Annotated in this window: 10 protein-coding genes and 1 pseudogene; 5 read left to right on the top strand and 6 right to left on the bottom strand. The window is 56.0% G+C overall.

The features are described 5' to 3' along the window. Positions 1-16 precede the first annotated feature (16 nt). From F0A16_RS04025 to F0A16_RS04015, 3 genes are all read left to right on the top strand, one after another. The gene (locus F0A16_RS04025; protein ID WP_223119705.1) at positions 17-2,155 is read left to right on the top strand and encodes a protein-disulfide reductase DsbD family protein; all 2,139 of its coding nucleotides are present in this window, start codon (positions 17-19) and stop codon (positions 2,153-2,155) included. A 96-nt stretch (positions 2,156-2,251) separates the two neighbouring features. Next, positions 2,252-2,692 carry a cupin domain-containing protein gene (locus F0A16_RS04020; protein WP_223119704.1) on the top strand — a complete coding sequence of 147 codons (441 nt, stop codon included), beginning with the start codon at positions 2,252-2,254 and terminating at the stop codon, positions 2,690-2,692. A 132-nt stretch (positions 2,693-2,824) separates the two neighbouring features. After that, entirely contained in the window at positions 2,825-3,058 is a 234-nt protein-coding gene (locus F0A16_RS04015) for a transposase (protein ID WP_187775898.1), read from the top strand. Positions 3,059-3,180: 122 nt separating this feature from the next. On the opposite strand, the pseudogene F0A16_RS04010 reads toward F0A16_RS04015, so the two are convergent. Further along, positions 3,181-4,310: pseudogene (locus F0A16_RS04010) on the bottom strand (IS3 family transposase). On the opposite strand from F0A16_RS04010, the gene F0A16_RS04005 reads away from it, so the two are divergent. Next, positions 4,298-4,789 (top strand): DNA adenine methylase, encoded by a 492-nt coding sequence (locus F0A16_RS04005; RefSeq protein WP_223119703.1) that lies wholly within the window; start codon positions 4,298-4,300, stop codon positions 4,787-4,789. The pseudogene F0A16_RS04010 and the gene F0A16_RS04005 sit on opposite strands and share 13 nt — an antisense overlap. Positions 4,790-5,131: 342 nt before the next feature. Then, the gene (locus F0A16_RS04000) at positions 5,132-5,587 is read left to right on the top strand and encodes a hypothetical protein (protein ID WP_149434122.1); all 456 of its coding nucleotides are present in this window, start codon (positions 5,132-5,134) and stop codon (positions 5,585-5,587) included. A gap of 478 nt (positions 5,588-6,065) precedes the next feature. Here F0A16_RS04000 and F0A16_RS03995 read toward each other — a convergent pair whose 3' ends face one another. From F0A16_RS03995 to F0A16_RS03975, 5 genes are all read right to left on the bottom strand, one after another. Beyond that, positions 6,066-7,016, bottom strand: a complete 951-nt coding sequence (locus F0A16_RS03995; RefSeq protein ID WP_149434121.1) for a tyrosine-type recombinase/integrase — start codon at positions 7,014-7,016, stop codon at positions 6,066-6,068. Continuing rightward, the gene (gene mobH / locus F0A16_RS03990; RefSeq protein ID WP_149434120.1) at positions 7,009-8,904 is read right to left on the bottom strand and encodes a MobH family relaxase; all 1,896 of its coding nucleotides are present in this window, start codon (positions 8,902-8,904) and stop codon (positions 7,009-7,011) included. The genes F0A16_RS03995 and mobH overlap by 8 nt, the downstream gene beginning before the upstream one ends. 294 nt (positions 8,905-9,198) lie before the next feature. Continuing rightward, positions 9,199-10,227 carry a T6SS immunity protein Tli4 family protein gene (locus F0A16_RS03985; protein ID WP_149434119.1) on the bottom strand — a complete coding sequence of 343 codons (1,029 nt, stop codon included), beginning with the start codon at positions 10,225-10,227 and terminating at the stop codon, positions 9,199-9,201. 336 nt (positions 10,228-10,563) lie between these two features. Continuing rightward, entirely contained in the window at positions 10,564-11,598 is a 1,035-nt protein-coding gene (locus F0A16_RS03980) for a T6SS immunity protein Tli4 family protein (RefSeq protein ID WP_149434118.1), read from the bottom strand. Between the two features lie 107 nt (positions 11,599-11,705). Continuing rightward, positions 11,706-13,067, bottom strand: a complete 1,362-nt coding sequence (locus F0A16_RS03975; RefSeq protein WP_149434117.1) for an esterase/lipase family protein — start codon at positions 13,065-13,067, stop codon at positions 11,706-11,708. Positions 13,068-13,226: the final 159 nt, after the last annotated feature.

The raw sequence follows: 13,226 nt of genomic DNA, 5'->3' as shown, positions 1-13,226 counted from the left end.
ATGGAGAAGCCCATCCATGATGGGCTTGTTGCGTATGCCGACCACTATGTTGCGCTGTTTCGTCGCGGTACGTCTGCTGGCGTTGATCTCTATAGTAAGTTTGCTGACCCTGATACCGATAAGCGCTGTCACGGCACAAAGCTCCCCCGAGGAGCAGGGCGATGTGATGATTCGGACGTCGCTCGTGGCGGAGAGCGCTCGTCCGGCTGCGGGAGAGCAGACGACTCTTGCCGTCGTCATGCAACCTCAGGACGGTTGGCACGGCTACTGGAAGCAGCCCGGGAACGTGGGGCTTGCGCCGCAGTTTGACTGGCAGCTGCCCGATGGCGTAACGGCAGGAGAGCCGGCTTACCCGGTCCCCGAGACTCTGCTCATCGACAACTTGATGAACCATGTCTACGAGCATCCTTACGCCATTCTGGTGCCGCTGAATGTGCCGGACCACCTGGACGAAGGGACTACGATTCCTGTCCGAGTTGACCTCCAATATCTGGCCTGTCGTGAGGATGCCTGTATCCCTGAAAGGGCGTCTCTGTCGACGGATCTGACAGTCGGCGATGGCGCTACGTCGACCCGTCACCAGCCGGACTTCGATCGTTGGCGCGAAGCGTTGCCACGACCTTTGGGAGCACGAGCGACTTACGCGCACATAGACGATCGCATTCGCATTTCCATTCCCTTGCCAGCTAGCGTCGAACTGGATCAGCCGCACCTGTTTGTCGCAAGTGATGGTGCGGTCGACCCGGCCGCCAAGCAGGACTTCAGGCGTCAGGGCGATGAGCTTATCGTTGAGACGGCGGCGGGAGAGACATCCCCGGAGCCCCTCGAAGCGGTAGTGACGCTTGCAGGGGGCACTGGATTGGCCTTTCAGGCGGATGCCGGCTCTGTACCAACGCCAAGCGTCGATAGGCATGGCACCGGTGATAGCGCCGATGAAAAGAGTTCGACTGGCACTCTAGGCGTGATACTGACGGCCTTGTTCGGAGCGGTTGCCGGCGGAGTCCTGCTGAATGTCATGCCATGCGTATTCCCTATTCTTAGTCTCAAGATATTGAGCCTGGCACGGCTGTCCGGTGGCCCTCGCGAGGCGAGGCGAGAAGCCCTTGCCTACACGGCAGGCGTCGTCGGGGTGTGCATGCTGCTCGGGGCCGGAATCATTGCCTTGCGTGCCGCTGGTATTCAGATTGGCTGGGCCTTTCAGCTACAGGATCCTCGAGTCATTGTCGGGTTAACGCTTCTGATCACGGCAATTGCCTTCAATCTCACGGGGTTATTTGAACTCGGTGGGTTCAATGGTGGCGCTCGGCTCGCCGAGAAAGGTGGCGCCACCGGTGCTTTCTGGACCGGCGTGCTGGCGGCCTTTGTCGCAACGCCCTGTTCGGGGCCTTTCATGGCGACGGCCCTGGGTGCCGCGATATTGCTGCCGCCGGTAGCGGCGCTGGCGATTTTCGCGGGGCTGGGGTTCGGCATTGCCCTGCCTTTTCTGATCGTCGGCTATTTTCCTGCGCTCAGTCGCAAGCTACCACGTCCCGGTCCCTGGATGCAGAGCGTCAGGCACTTCCTGGCTATCCCGATGTTCGTGACCGCGCTGGCACTGTTCTGGGTGCTGGGACAACAGCTCTCCAGTGACGGTGTAGTCGCTATTTTGGCTGTGGTCATGCTCCTGGTGGTTGGGCTCTGGTTGACAGGCTTGCGTCAGCGCAACGGAAGACGTTGGTCCTGGGGGCCATCAGTGGTTGCTGCAGTGATGGCGTTGAGCATTGGATGGCTGGTTCCCGCCGCGTTCTCTGCCCCTCCCAATACCACTGACGAGAGCCTGCAGCGGTTGACCTTTAATGAGCACCGCCTCGATGAGTTACGCCAGCAGAACACGCCTTTGTTCGTCTACTTTACGGCGGACTGGTGTGTCACCTGCAAGGTCAACGAGAAGAGCGCCATTGACCGCGAAGTGACGCGTGACGCTTTCCGACAGGCTGGCGTGACTACCATGGTGGGAGACTGGACCAATGGCGACTCTGACATTACGACCTTTCTCAATCGTCATGACAGAACGGGCGTGCCCCTATATCTGTGGTACGCCCCTGGGGCTGAGAAGCCCAGGGTACTACCGCAATTGCTGACACCTACATTGCTCACTGATCTAGCCGCTGAATGAAAGCCGATTGAGTGGTGCTTTATGAGTGCAGTGGCCTTGGCAGCTCTCACACCCAGTCGTGTTATGAGACCTGGATGGGAAAAGGGTATCTATCATATGAAAATGAAGGAATGGATGATGAAGAAATTACCATCGATCGTAGTGTCGTTGTTCGCTTTCATCGCCACTGTTCCGTCCTTGGCGGATGAAAATACCGCGAGTGCGTCGAGAGAGACTGTCGAACAGGAGTTCCGTTATGAAATCCCGAATATTCCGGGGAAGGTCGTTACCAGCCTTTCGGTCGAGTATCCACCTGGAGCGTCAACACCAGCGCATATGCATGGCGATGCATTCGTCATTGGCTATGTACTGGAAGGCTCGATCAGGAGTCGAGTCGACGGCAAGACGAATGTCTATGGCGTCGGGGAGAGCTGGACGGAAAATCCTGGCGCATCACACGAGCTGAGCGAGAATGCCAGTGCAACGGAGCCTGCCAAAATCCTAGCCATTTTTATATCGGACGCTCGGCAGGAGGAACTGGTGGAGATGATGAAATAGGAAGCACAAGGTGGTTCTACCCCGACATGACGGATACCCAGTTAAGAGTGGATAATCCCCACTTGAGAGAGGTATTCCATGTCCCAACGAAGACGTTACCCACCCGAGTACAAGCAATAGGCTGTACGTTTGGTGCAGCAATCCGACACACCCGTATCCCAGATCGCCCAAAATCTGGGCATCAATGACAACATGCTGCACCGGTGGGTAAAGCAGGCCTCTGAGCCAGGCAAACGAGTATTTCCTGGCCACGGCAATCCGAGAGACGAAGAAATCGCCCAGCTTCAGCGCGACCTCCGGCAGGTGAAGAAGGAACGCGATTTTTTGCGCGAAGCGGCAACCTTCTTCGCGAAGGAATCGAAGTGAGATTCCAGATGATAGAGCGTTGCCGCGGAACCTTTCCAGTCAAAATGATGTGCCGCCTATTGAAGGTGTTAACCAGTAGCTACTACGACTGGCGACATCGCCCGTGACCTGCCACCGAACTTTCATCCAGCGACTATTTGAGTCCCGTTAGTCTTCGTGTCTATTCGTGCAGCTGTCAGCGTCTGTGCATAAGCCACCGGGGTTTGGTAATCCAGGGCCGAGTGCAGACGTTCCGTATTGTAATCATTCGCCCAGGCAGCGATTGCAACCCGCGCGTGAGCCAGGTTACGGAACAAGGTCTCGTTGAGGAGTTCGTCCCGCATCCGGCCGTTGAAGCTCTCCACAAAACCATTCTGCATGGGCTTGCCCGGTGCGATGTAGTGCCATTCGATTCGGTGCTCGGCGCACCAGCGCAGGATCGCGTTGGACGTCAGCTCCGTGCCGTTGTCCGAGACGATCATTCCGGGCTTTCCGCGCCGCTCGATCAGCGCCGCTAGCTCACGTGCCACTCGGCGTCCTGATATCGAGGTGTCCGGGATGGCGGCAAGGCACTCACGGGTGACATCGTCGACTATGTTGAGCACTCGAAAGCGCTGCCCGTCAATCAACTGATCGTGCACGAAGTCCAGCGACCACCGTGCATTGGCGCGTGCCTCGGTCAGAATTGGCGCCCGTGTTCCGACGGCTTTGCGTCGGGCTTTTCGCTTGCGCACCGTCAGCCCTTCCTCGCGGTAGAGCCGATAGATCCGGTTGATCCCGGATGATTCGCCCTCGCGACGCAGCAGAACGAAGAGTCGCCGATAGCCGAACCGTCGGCGCTCGTTGGCCAACGCCCGTAGTCGGTCACGCAGCACCGAATCGGGAGCGCGCTGCGCCTGGTATCGGATCATCGTGCGATCCGCCCCCGCAAGCCGGCATGCCCGCCGCTCAGACAGCCCGAGCAAGGCCTTCAGATGCGCGCCCGCCTCGCGCTTCACGGCGGGCGTCACCACTTTTTTGAAACCAGTTCCTTCATCGCAGCCAGGTCGAGCATCTGCTCGGCCAACAGCTTCTTCAGCTTGGCATTCTAGTCCTCGAGCGCCTTCAGCCGCTTCGCCTCCGACACCGTCATACCGCCGAACTTGGCTTTCCAGTTGTAGAAGGTACCCTCCGACATACCGTGCTTACGGCATAAGTCTGCACATCTCGCGCCCGCCTCATGCTCGGTCAGAATGCCGATGATCTGCTCTTCCGTGAATCTTGCTCGTTTCATCGTCCGTCCTCCGGTTAGATCGGACTCTAATCGACGATGGAGGAAAAATCCCGTGGCAGGTCACCGCCACAACCACACCGCCAGGGCTCAACCTGCTACGGCTTGAAGAAAGCCTGTCGGCCGCGCATCTACGGCTTGCCAGCACCTATATCGAACACCTGAGCTGGCAAGACTGCATCGCCCGCTACGACCGCGCCCACACGCTCTTCTACCTCGATCCTCCGTACTGGCAAACCGAAGGCTACGGCGTGGCGTTTGGCATCGAAGAATACGAGCAGATGGCCGATATCATCGGTAGGCTGAAAGGCAAAGCCATCATCAGCCTCAACGGCCACCCCGACATCCGCCGCGTGTTCGCTGAGTACCACATCGAGAGCACCGACATCCGCTACACCGTCGGCGGCGGCAAGGGCCAAGACGCTCGAGAGGTGCTGATATTCAGTTGGGATATCGAGGCCGAGCCGGCGGGATTGTTCTAAATATCGAGGACGGGCCAATGAGCATGCCGCAAGAACATTGGATCGTGGACTGGAGTGAGATCGAGAACCATGCTCTCGGCTCAGTTCGGGTCAGATTTTACAATCCCGATGATCCCGAGCACATCGCGGCTGAGACGTTCGATCTTTGCGGGCTTAGGCCGGAGGAGATACATCGCCTATTAGGTGGACACGGGCTTCCAACGTATGCCTTGGTCAGAATTTTCACCACCATAGTCAAGAGAAAATACTTTCGAGACCTGCTGACATTGAGGGATCTGTAACAGGCTTTTGCTCGAGGCATGGGGCAGATGAGAAATCTAATCAAGCCAATTGGAGGCTGACATGACGGGAATCGGTGAAGCAGTAACTGCCGTCCGAGGCGCGTATACCATCGCGCGAGCCGCAAAGGACGTGACGGACAAGGTAAAGCTTGATACTGCGGTAAGCGAGGTGTTGGACGCCTTGGGTAATGCTCAGTCCGCCCTGCTAGCGCTCCAGCAGCACCATTTCGAGCTGCTCGACGAAAATCGTCAGCTCAAGGAACGGCTTGCTAAAGAGGCCCGGTTCGACCGGTACTACATCGAGAAGACACCCATGGGGGGACTCGTGCTACGGCTCAAACCTGAAGAGGTCACCTCTCAACAGCCAGACCATCGGGCCTGCCCCAATTGCAGAGAGCATGGACGGTTGTCGATGCTGGCGGAGGAAGATCTGTTCTATCGGTGCTTAGTAAAAGACTGCGGATTTCTAGCCGAGCACACCGAGTCCCCAAACCTGGGCATTGATCCCATGTACTAGGGTGTCAAACAGGCTGCAAATGAGAGGTACACCAAGTCGCGAAGGTGGTGCCAAATCCGGCGTGCATTAGTGCCAAATCCGTCGCGAGGCTACACAGACATCACGCTCCTTCCACTCCACGGCATGAAGGATCGGGCTGCACGAAAAAACCGCCTCAAGGGGCGGTTTTCTTCAAGGCTAAAAAGCCTTATAAATCAATCTCTAAGCTCTGGTGCCGACACCAGGAGTCGAACCCGGGACCTACTGATTACAAGTCAGTTGCGGGTAGCTGGCCGGGTTTAGAGCAGGTCTCACCCGTTTGGGGTTGACCTCTTTCGCCATGAGCGCTCGTAGGCTGGAAATTCGTTGCTGCGGCCTACTCTGCACTGCATTGGCATGAATGAGGATGGACAAGCATTTTCTGATTGTCAAGCCAAGCATGAAGATTTCTGGAGGAGGGACTTCGCCCTCCCTCCCCCCACGTCTAGAGTCCACGTCATTATCCAACGCGTTGGTTCAAGGCTTTTCTCATTTCTTCAAGATCCGGATGAACATACTCCATCGTGGATCGTAAGTCTGTATGGTTGAGTATTTGCTGCGTCAGATGAATGTTTCGACTCGGACTGCTCATTAACGTTGTCCCAAGGTAGTGCCTAAACCTATGCGGAGAAATTCGACTACCTGTCAATCCCGACAAAGCCTGGAAAAATCTTTCTACCTGGTAGGTATCCATTCCAATGCGATGATGCCGACTGCTAAATCTATTCACATTAAACAGCTGATCCTCTCGCTTGAAACCAGAGTTATGGGCGGCAACCAATAGTTTTTGTAGATATGGGAAGAGCTCGTCAGGTATGGGTAGTGTCGTTTCCGCATTCGTCTTAGACCCTTCCGCCGAAGCTCTAAACGACTTTTTCTTGAGATTTATGTCTCCTGCCGTGATGTGTAAAAGCTGGTTCAACCTTATGCCTGTATAATAAAATGTCTCCATAACAGCCTGCCAAAACCAAGAGGGATATAGCTTTGACCGCTCTTGAAATTTTGCCTCATACGTGCGAGCAAGACTCAAAACCTCTCTTGCATACATAATCTGATCTGGTCGAAGTGATTTTTTAGGTTTTTTTGGCTGTCGCACTGACACTTTGTCGAACGGGTTGTTCTCAACCGCTATAAGGTTGTATTCAATTCCGAATTTGAACAGCGCTTTCATGTGACGTGCGTAATTATTCCAACTTGATTCCGCGATACCTTTCGGGTTGCTTTTCGAACGTATGATACGGCTGCGCCAGTTAACAACAACGTCTACAGTAATCATACTGGGGAGCGTATCCGGCCCAACGTAATGCCGAAATACTCGCACAACCCCCATATACGTTTCTATTGTTTTTGGCCGAAGGTATTTGTACGTTGCATACTGGCTAAGCAACTCCGAAAATGACACATCATTCATCTTTTTCTTCCCGCGTCGTTTGATTTTTTTCCAGCGTCAACAGCCGATTATTGATCGGCTTTCTCTTCGTTAGTAGAGACGATTCTTTTATCAAGTACCCTTGCAGCCGACTTTGCTTGTTGGGACCATCAACCAGTACTTGATGAATATTCTTGTTGTCATCCCGGATGTGGTGTCCTAGCTTCTGAAAACGCGTTTGCACAGCCTTCCAACGCGCTCCGTCACCAAGCACCTTGGCACTATATCGTTTGAAAATTCCTGGGCTCACCAGGAAATAGGTTCCTTCCACGACATGAACTTGGGCCTTCGTATCGTTGATGATGATGGAGTGGTCTTCAATTCCTGCTTGCAGCCATTGCCAGAACATTGTGCCCAAATCTGGTGCATTACCCTGATCCTCTTCTTCTCGTTCAGTTTGCGAAACCCTTGTTATATCAGAGACTTCCAAGTTGCTGTTATTGCGAATTGTTACCGAGCTATCAGATCTATCCTCATGCCCTGATTCTTGTCCCTCTCGCGTGTCTGGCAGCAGCTCAAGCAGGGAATCATCCAAATCGTCTACCAACGACGTGCTTCTATCTACTTGACCGCCTATTGGAGTGGCTTGCTGCAGGTCTGCTGAAAGGTTCCGAGCCTCCCCGGGCTTATCACCAGGTTGTCCGGGATCCCTCTCTCCTGTTGGCTCGCTGTCACCCGCCCCGCATGGTGTCACCTGCCCTTTAAAGGCATCAGGACGCTCATCAGTCCCCCAGATCAACGTGGGCGAGACCTTGATCATGTTCAGCGACTTCTGCCAATCGCCCTCCGTAATCTCGCACTTCCAAACCGATTTCCCTTCGCTCACTTGCTCAATGATTCCGTGAGCCTGGAGTTCGCCATAAAGTCGATCCAGGTCAGCCGGAATGCTTTTGATGCCTTGAGCGTAAAGATGGGCTTTCAGTTCGTGGATCGCTCGCGGGGAAACTAGCCAAAGGGTGTCACCCGTCAGCCACGCTTGGCCGCCCTTCTGATTCAGCGAGAACTGTTCTCTCACCAGATACCGCAATCCCTCTGCCAGCTTGCGCTGTATCGACACCACGGGAGCGGTCAGCGCCTGTACCGGGTCGCCCCCTAGTGCCTTGGCCACACTTGCACGGTCAGCCTGGTGAACGAGTTCGGCGATGATGCCGCCACGTTCGGTATGTCCTGAGATGGTGTACATGAAGAGGGAAAAGAGCTTGGGCTGCGTCATGAGCCAATCCATGACCTTTGCCCCCAGAACCTGCTGGCACAGCACAGGGTTCACAGCACTATGCAGGTGGTATTCGCGCCCCTGCCGATACCTCACTCGGTATGGTCCGGGGATCGCTCCATGCCATACCTGCCAGGATCGCCCGTCTTGCAACTTGATCTCGATATCGACGAGGACTTTGGCTACGTCGTGCATCAACACGCCGTAGACAAGGGCGGCACTCCAAAGCTCTCCGGCAGCACTCTGATCCTCGGGCTTGGCCCCAGGAGGTAACAGATGTTGCTGTCGCAGGCGTAGCCCATAGCAGGCCATCTCAAGCGCGTGATCCAGCATACCGCCGGTATAGGCATGGTGATGAGATTCTGAGGCGGGAATGCCTTGCACCAGTGCTGCGTAGCGCTCGACCGGTGCCAATAGGTACTCGTCGAAAACGGGGCGCGTCAGCGATGTGAGATCCCAGATCATTCTGAGCATTTGCTGACGTCGTGGTGTCGCCAACAGCGTTTGGCCTGACTCAGGCGTCAGATAGCCATCGCGCGGCTTCGCCACGGGTGCTCGTTTCAGAAGCCGGCGCAGCATAAAGCGTCCTTGTCCAAGCGTCAGGACGCCATATGACATGGAAAGAAGCTGTAGACGTAGCGAAAACGTTAAGTCCATTTCAGAAGGATTCTTGCGCGGGACTCGTCACAACGGGTTACTGTACATACGCAAAGAATTAGCAACCGGATACGCTGACGGATCAGTTCCATCTCGATCGTGCTCGGTGGCGACGACCAGGCTCTCCCGTACCTGGGACGCCCCATACTGCCGGAGTGCACGGGGACGGTCTCATCGCCAGGCTCATCCGCGTCAATGACGGAGAGATGGCGGGATGGCGAGAGGAGGCGCCTGATCGAAAACGGCTCCTTCAAGGGCATGAAGGGGCCGTCGATGTCATCCCGACGAGTTAGGTCAAAAGGCACCGGGGCGTGGCTTGAACGTTCGTGTGATCGCATCCCATAGTCCCACTGCCTCGGCATCGGTTAGAGAGGCATTGTCGAGTTTGGGACGTTCATCTTCGACTAGGCTGTACTCGCCATTTTTGAAGGTTATCGACACTAGTGGTTGGCGAGCGCCACCTCGCTTGCTGTTAGCTTCGAGGAGAAAGTTATCGCCTCTGACTTTGTCACGAGTCGTCAATGTACCGAGCCATTCCTCCGCTTGATCGATATCGTCAAGATTCACGACTCCTTTGCGCAATACCGAAAAATTATCGTCATCTTTCAATACAGACTCCGCGTCGCTAGAACGGTCTAGCAGAGTAGTACTCGTGGTAATCGCCGAATCGATATTGATGTGCATATAAACATCGCGCTTTTTCGGATCGACAAACGTCACTGCCAAGGTTTCCTTGCGCGTTGGCACCGCAGCGCCGGGAATTGCCTGATCGGCGTCGCCGGCCAGAAAGCCGTTCTCGAAACACAGGCCGGGACGCTCGGGAATCTCCCCCGCCTTTCGGGGCAACAGGTGGTTCAACAAGTACTCGACCTGTTTTTGACGTTCGGATTTATTGCTTTGGCGGAGCTTCCTCTGCGCTTTGTATTTTTCATCATCCACATCTATGGCAGTCAGTTTCACGCTGAACATGGTCAATCCCTCGAACTTGTAACCCTCCAATAGCCTTGCCGCGTCTGGCATATGAGGGCTTTCGTTACGATCGATGATGACCATGTCGTCGCTGACCTGGATGATCCGCTTGAGAAAGGGCTGATCCCCGGCATCCACGGTATGCATTGCTTCCAATTCAGCTTTGCGCTTGTCAATAAAGCGCTCGAACATCTGCCGGCTATTGGGCGTGGCACTGATTTTGGCCTCATTGACGGTCAGGCTGCTGAAGCTCAGTTTCATTTGCGACGGCATATCGACCTGAAAGCGGCCAATGCAAACCGGCGCTTGCGTGTCGGTATAGGCCTCGACGGTCTGGCGTTCCTGGTCGTTCATCTCGGGGACTCCCTGTTCCGGTGCGCCACACGCCGTGGCCAGCAGCAATAGCCCGCTAATGAGCGGTGCTCGTAATCGCGTGATCATCCGTGACGTCCTGACTGTTTTCATTCCCATTGTTCGGCGATCTCGAGCAGCGAGGCCAGGGTGAACCAGCGTGCGGCCTCCTGGTCGTAGGCTTTTTCGTGCTCGGTGGCGACGGCCAGGCTTTCTCGCGCATGGTTCACGCCCGCACGACCGGAGCGGTTGATCTGGTAAGGGCGAGTGGTTCGATGGGATTGAAAATGGCCCCCTCCAGAGAGTGAAGGGGCCGTTGCTTCGCACTGGCGAGTGAGATCAAAAAGCGCCGGGGCGGGGCTTGAATGTTCGCGTGATCGCATCCCAGAGTCCCACTGCCTCGGCATCGGTCAACGAGGCTTTGTCGATTTTAGGGCGATCATCCTCATTTATACTGTAGTCGCCGTTATTGAAGGTCATGGATATCCGCGGTTCTCGAACGGAACCACGCTCGCTGTTGGCTTCCAGGGTGAAATAATCGCCACGGATATCGGCATCGGTGGTCACCGTAGCTAACCATTCTTCTGCCTGTGCGATGTCGGTAAGATCAACTTTACCTCGACGCAAGACACTAAAGTGGTCGTCTCCTTTGGCTTGCATGGCAGCTTCGGCCTCCCCCATACGGTCCAACAGGGTATTCTCAGTGGTCACAGTCGAATTGACATTCATATGGATATTGACATCGCGATGGGCTGGATCAACGAAGATCATGGCGACGGTTTCCTTTCTCGTCGGCACCGCTGCCCCGGGAATCGCCTGGTCGGCGCCACCGGCCAGAAAGCCGTGTTCGAAACACAGACCGGGACGTTCGGGAACCTCTCCCGCCTGTCGAGGGGACAGGTGGTTCAACAAGTACTCGACCTGCTTGAGGCGTTCGGGTTTGTTGGACTTTAGGGAAGATCGCATTTGCTCATACTTACCTTCCGATAGGTCTGTAGCTGTTAACTCCACCCGGAACACGGTCAACCCCTCGAATTTGTAACCCTCCAATAGCCTTGCCGCGTCTGGCATATGAGGGCTTTCGTTACGATCGATGATGACCATGTCGTCGCTGACCTGGATGATCCGCTTGAGAAAGGGCTGATCGCCGGCATCCACGGGTTGCATGGCTTCCAGTTCAGCTTTGCGCTTGTCGATTAGGCGCTCGAACATCTGCCGGCTGTTGGGCTTGGCACTGATCTTGGCGTCATTGACGGTCAGGCTGCTGAAGCTCAGCTTCAGTTGGGACGGCATATCGACCTGAAAGCGGCCAATGCAAATCGGCGCCTGCGTGTCGGTATAGGCCTCAACGGTCTGGCGTTCCTGGTCGTTCATCTCGGGGACCCCCTGTTCCGGTGCGCCACAGGCCGTGGCCAGCAGTAATAGCCCGCTAATGAGCGGTATCCTCAATCGCGTGATCATCCGTGACGTCCTGACTGTTTTCATTCCCATTGTTCGGCGATCTCGAGCAGCGAGGCCAGGGTGAACCAGCGTGCGGCCTCCTGGTCGTAGGCTTTTTCGTGCTCGGTGGCGACGGTCAGGCTCTCCCGGGCCTGGACAACCCCCGTGCTGCCGGAGCGCTCCGGGACGGTCCCATCGCCAGGCTCATCTGCGTCGCTGATGGTGTATTGGTAAAAACGCGGGCGGCCACGGGCATCGCGCTCGGTGATCATCCGGCGTTCGCCATATTGATCCATCATTCTTGCGCTCATCAGGGTGTCGGAGCCGTAGCTGACCTCTCGTCCGTGCCAGGTGACAGTGCCATAGCTGGGATGGGCGTCGCTATCCGAATAAAACAGATAGGTATTAGTGTGAAACTGTTCGCTGAGAGCTGAATGGAAAGTCTTGACTGATAGGTTGACGATTCTCGAATAAGCCTCCCAAGCCTCATTCAATGCCCCTTGCCGGTCTGGCGCTCCTAGCCCTAGTTCCGGCATGGCCAGGGCCTCGTCCATCATGCCCCACCAGTGGTCGCGTTCGAGATAGATGTCGGTGTAAGGGTCGTTGGCCGCCGGCAGGGTCAAGGCTGACCCGCCAGGCTTTTCGATACGCAGCCAGCCGTTGCCATACTCCGGTGTCGGCACCAGCTGCAGCGGACCTGGGGCCTGCGCCAGCACGGCGGTCATCTCGCGTGACGAGGCTCCCAACACTTGACTGGTGGCCCACGATAATGGACTGAACGCTTGGCTTTCGGTGCCGGATTTCATCCGCCGGTAGAACACCGCCGCGCCCGTGGTGGGCATGACGCCATGGACGATGCCCAGCAGGTTGGCATTGCCCGGCCCCGTGTCCTTGTCTTGATAAACCTCCGAATAGTACCGCGCAACCAAGCCGCCCATGGAATGGGTCACGAGAATCGCTTGCTTGCACGTCATGCGCGCCTGGCGATAGCCCGCGATGATCTTATCGACTCGTTGGGCCAATGCGGCCGCCGAATCCGAGTTGGACTGCAGCCAGTTATAGCCACAGGCATGGACCGGGAAGTTGAAGCGCCCCAAGGTCTGGGCGTTGCGTTTGGCTCGCGCCTGGGCCTCTTCCTCGCTCAGGCCTCGGGTCTCGATATAGTGGCGAGTCAGGTTGCTTGCGAGCGTGCTGAACGCGCTTTTGGCTTCGATATTGAGCTGGTTTTCGAGCCATATCAGAAAGTCGCCGTAGGACATATTGGCCACTTCGCCCCAGCCGCGCTCTTGAAGGAGAGTTTCTGTTGGAATCGTATCTCCGCTCCGATAATCGATATAGCGGCGGGCAATAGCTTGTGGGACTTGGCCGTCAGGGTCGACAGTGGTGTGCTTGGGATTCAGCAAGGTCTTCCTATCAGCCGCCGACTTTGAGAGCCTGTAGTGGTTCACTAAAACCGGACACCCATTTAGGTGGTATCGTCGCCACCAAAGTAGAGGTGATCCATGGCCAGACAACGTCGTTCCTTTTCTACTGAGTTCAAACGAGAAGTGGCCGGGCTCGTA

The organism is Salinicola corii (assembly GCF_008298015.1).
Taxonomy (GTDB): domain Bacteria; phylum Pseudomonadota; class Gammaproteobacteria; order Pseudomonadales; family Halomonadaceae; genus Salinicola; species Salinicola corii.
This window is presented reverse-complemented; position numbering and strand designations above follow the sequence as displayed.

Bases quoted from the DNA above. Each gene is read 5' to 3' on its own strand.
- mobH (WP_149434120.1), bottom strand. From the start codon at position 8,904: ATGGACTTAACGTTTTCGCTACGTCTACAGCTTCTTTCCATGTCATAT.
- F0A16_RS03995 (WP_149434121.1), bottom strand. From the start codon at position 7,016: ATGAATGATGTGTCATTTTCGGAGTTGCTTAGCCAGTATGCAACGTAC.
- F0A16_RS04025 (WP_223119705.1), top strand. From the start codon at position 17: ATGATGGGCTTGTTGCGTATGCCGACCACTATGTTGCGCTGTTTCGTC.
- F0A16_RS03980 (WP_149434118.1), bottom strand. From the start codon at position 11,598: ATGAACGACCAGGAACGCCAGACCGTTGAGGCCTATACCGACACGCAG.
- F0A16_RS03985 (WP_149434119.1), bottom strand. From the start codon at position 10,227: ATGAACGACCAGGAACGCCAGACCGTCGAGGCCTATACCGACACGCAA.
- F0A16_RS04000 (WP_149434122.1), top strand. From the start codon at position 5,132: ATGACGGGAATCGGTGAAGCAGTAACTGCCGTCCGAGGCGCGTATACC.
- F0A16_RS04020 (WP_223119704.1), top strand. From the start codon at position 2,252: ATGAAAATGAAGGAATGGATGATGAAGAAATTACCATCGATCGTAGTG.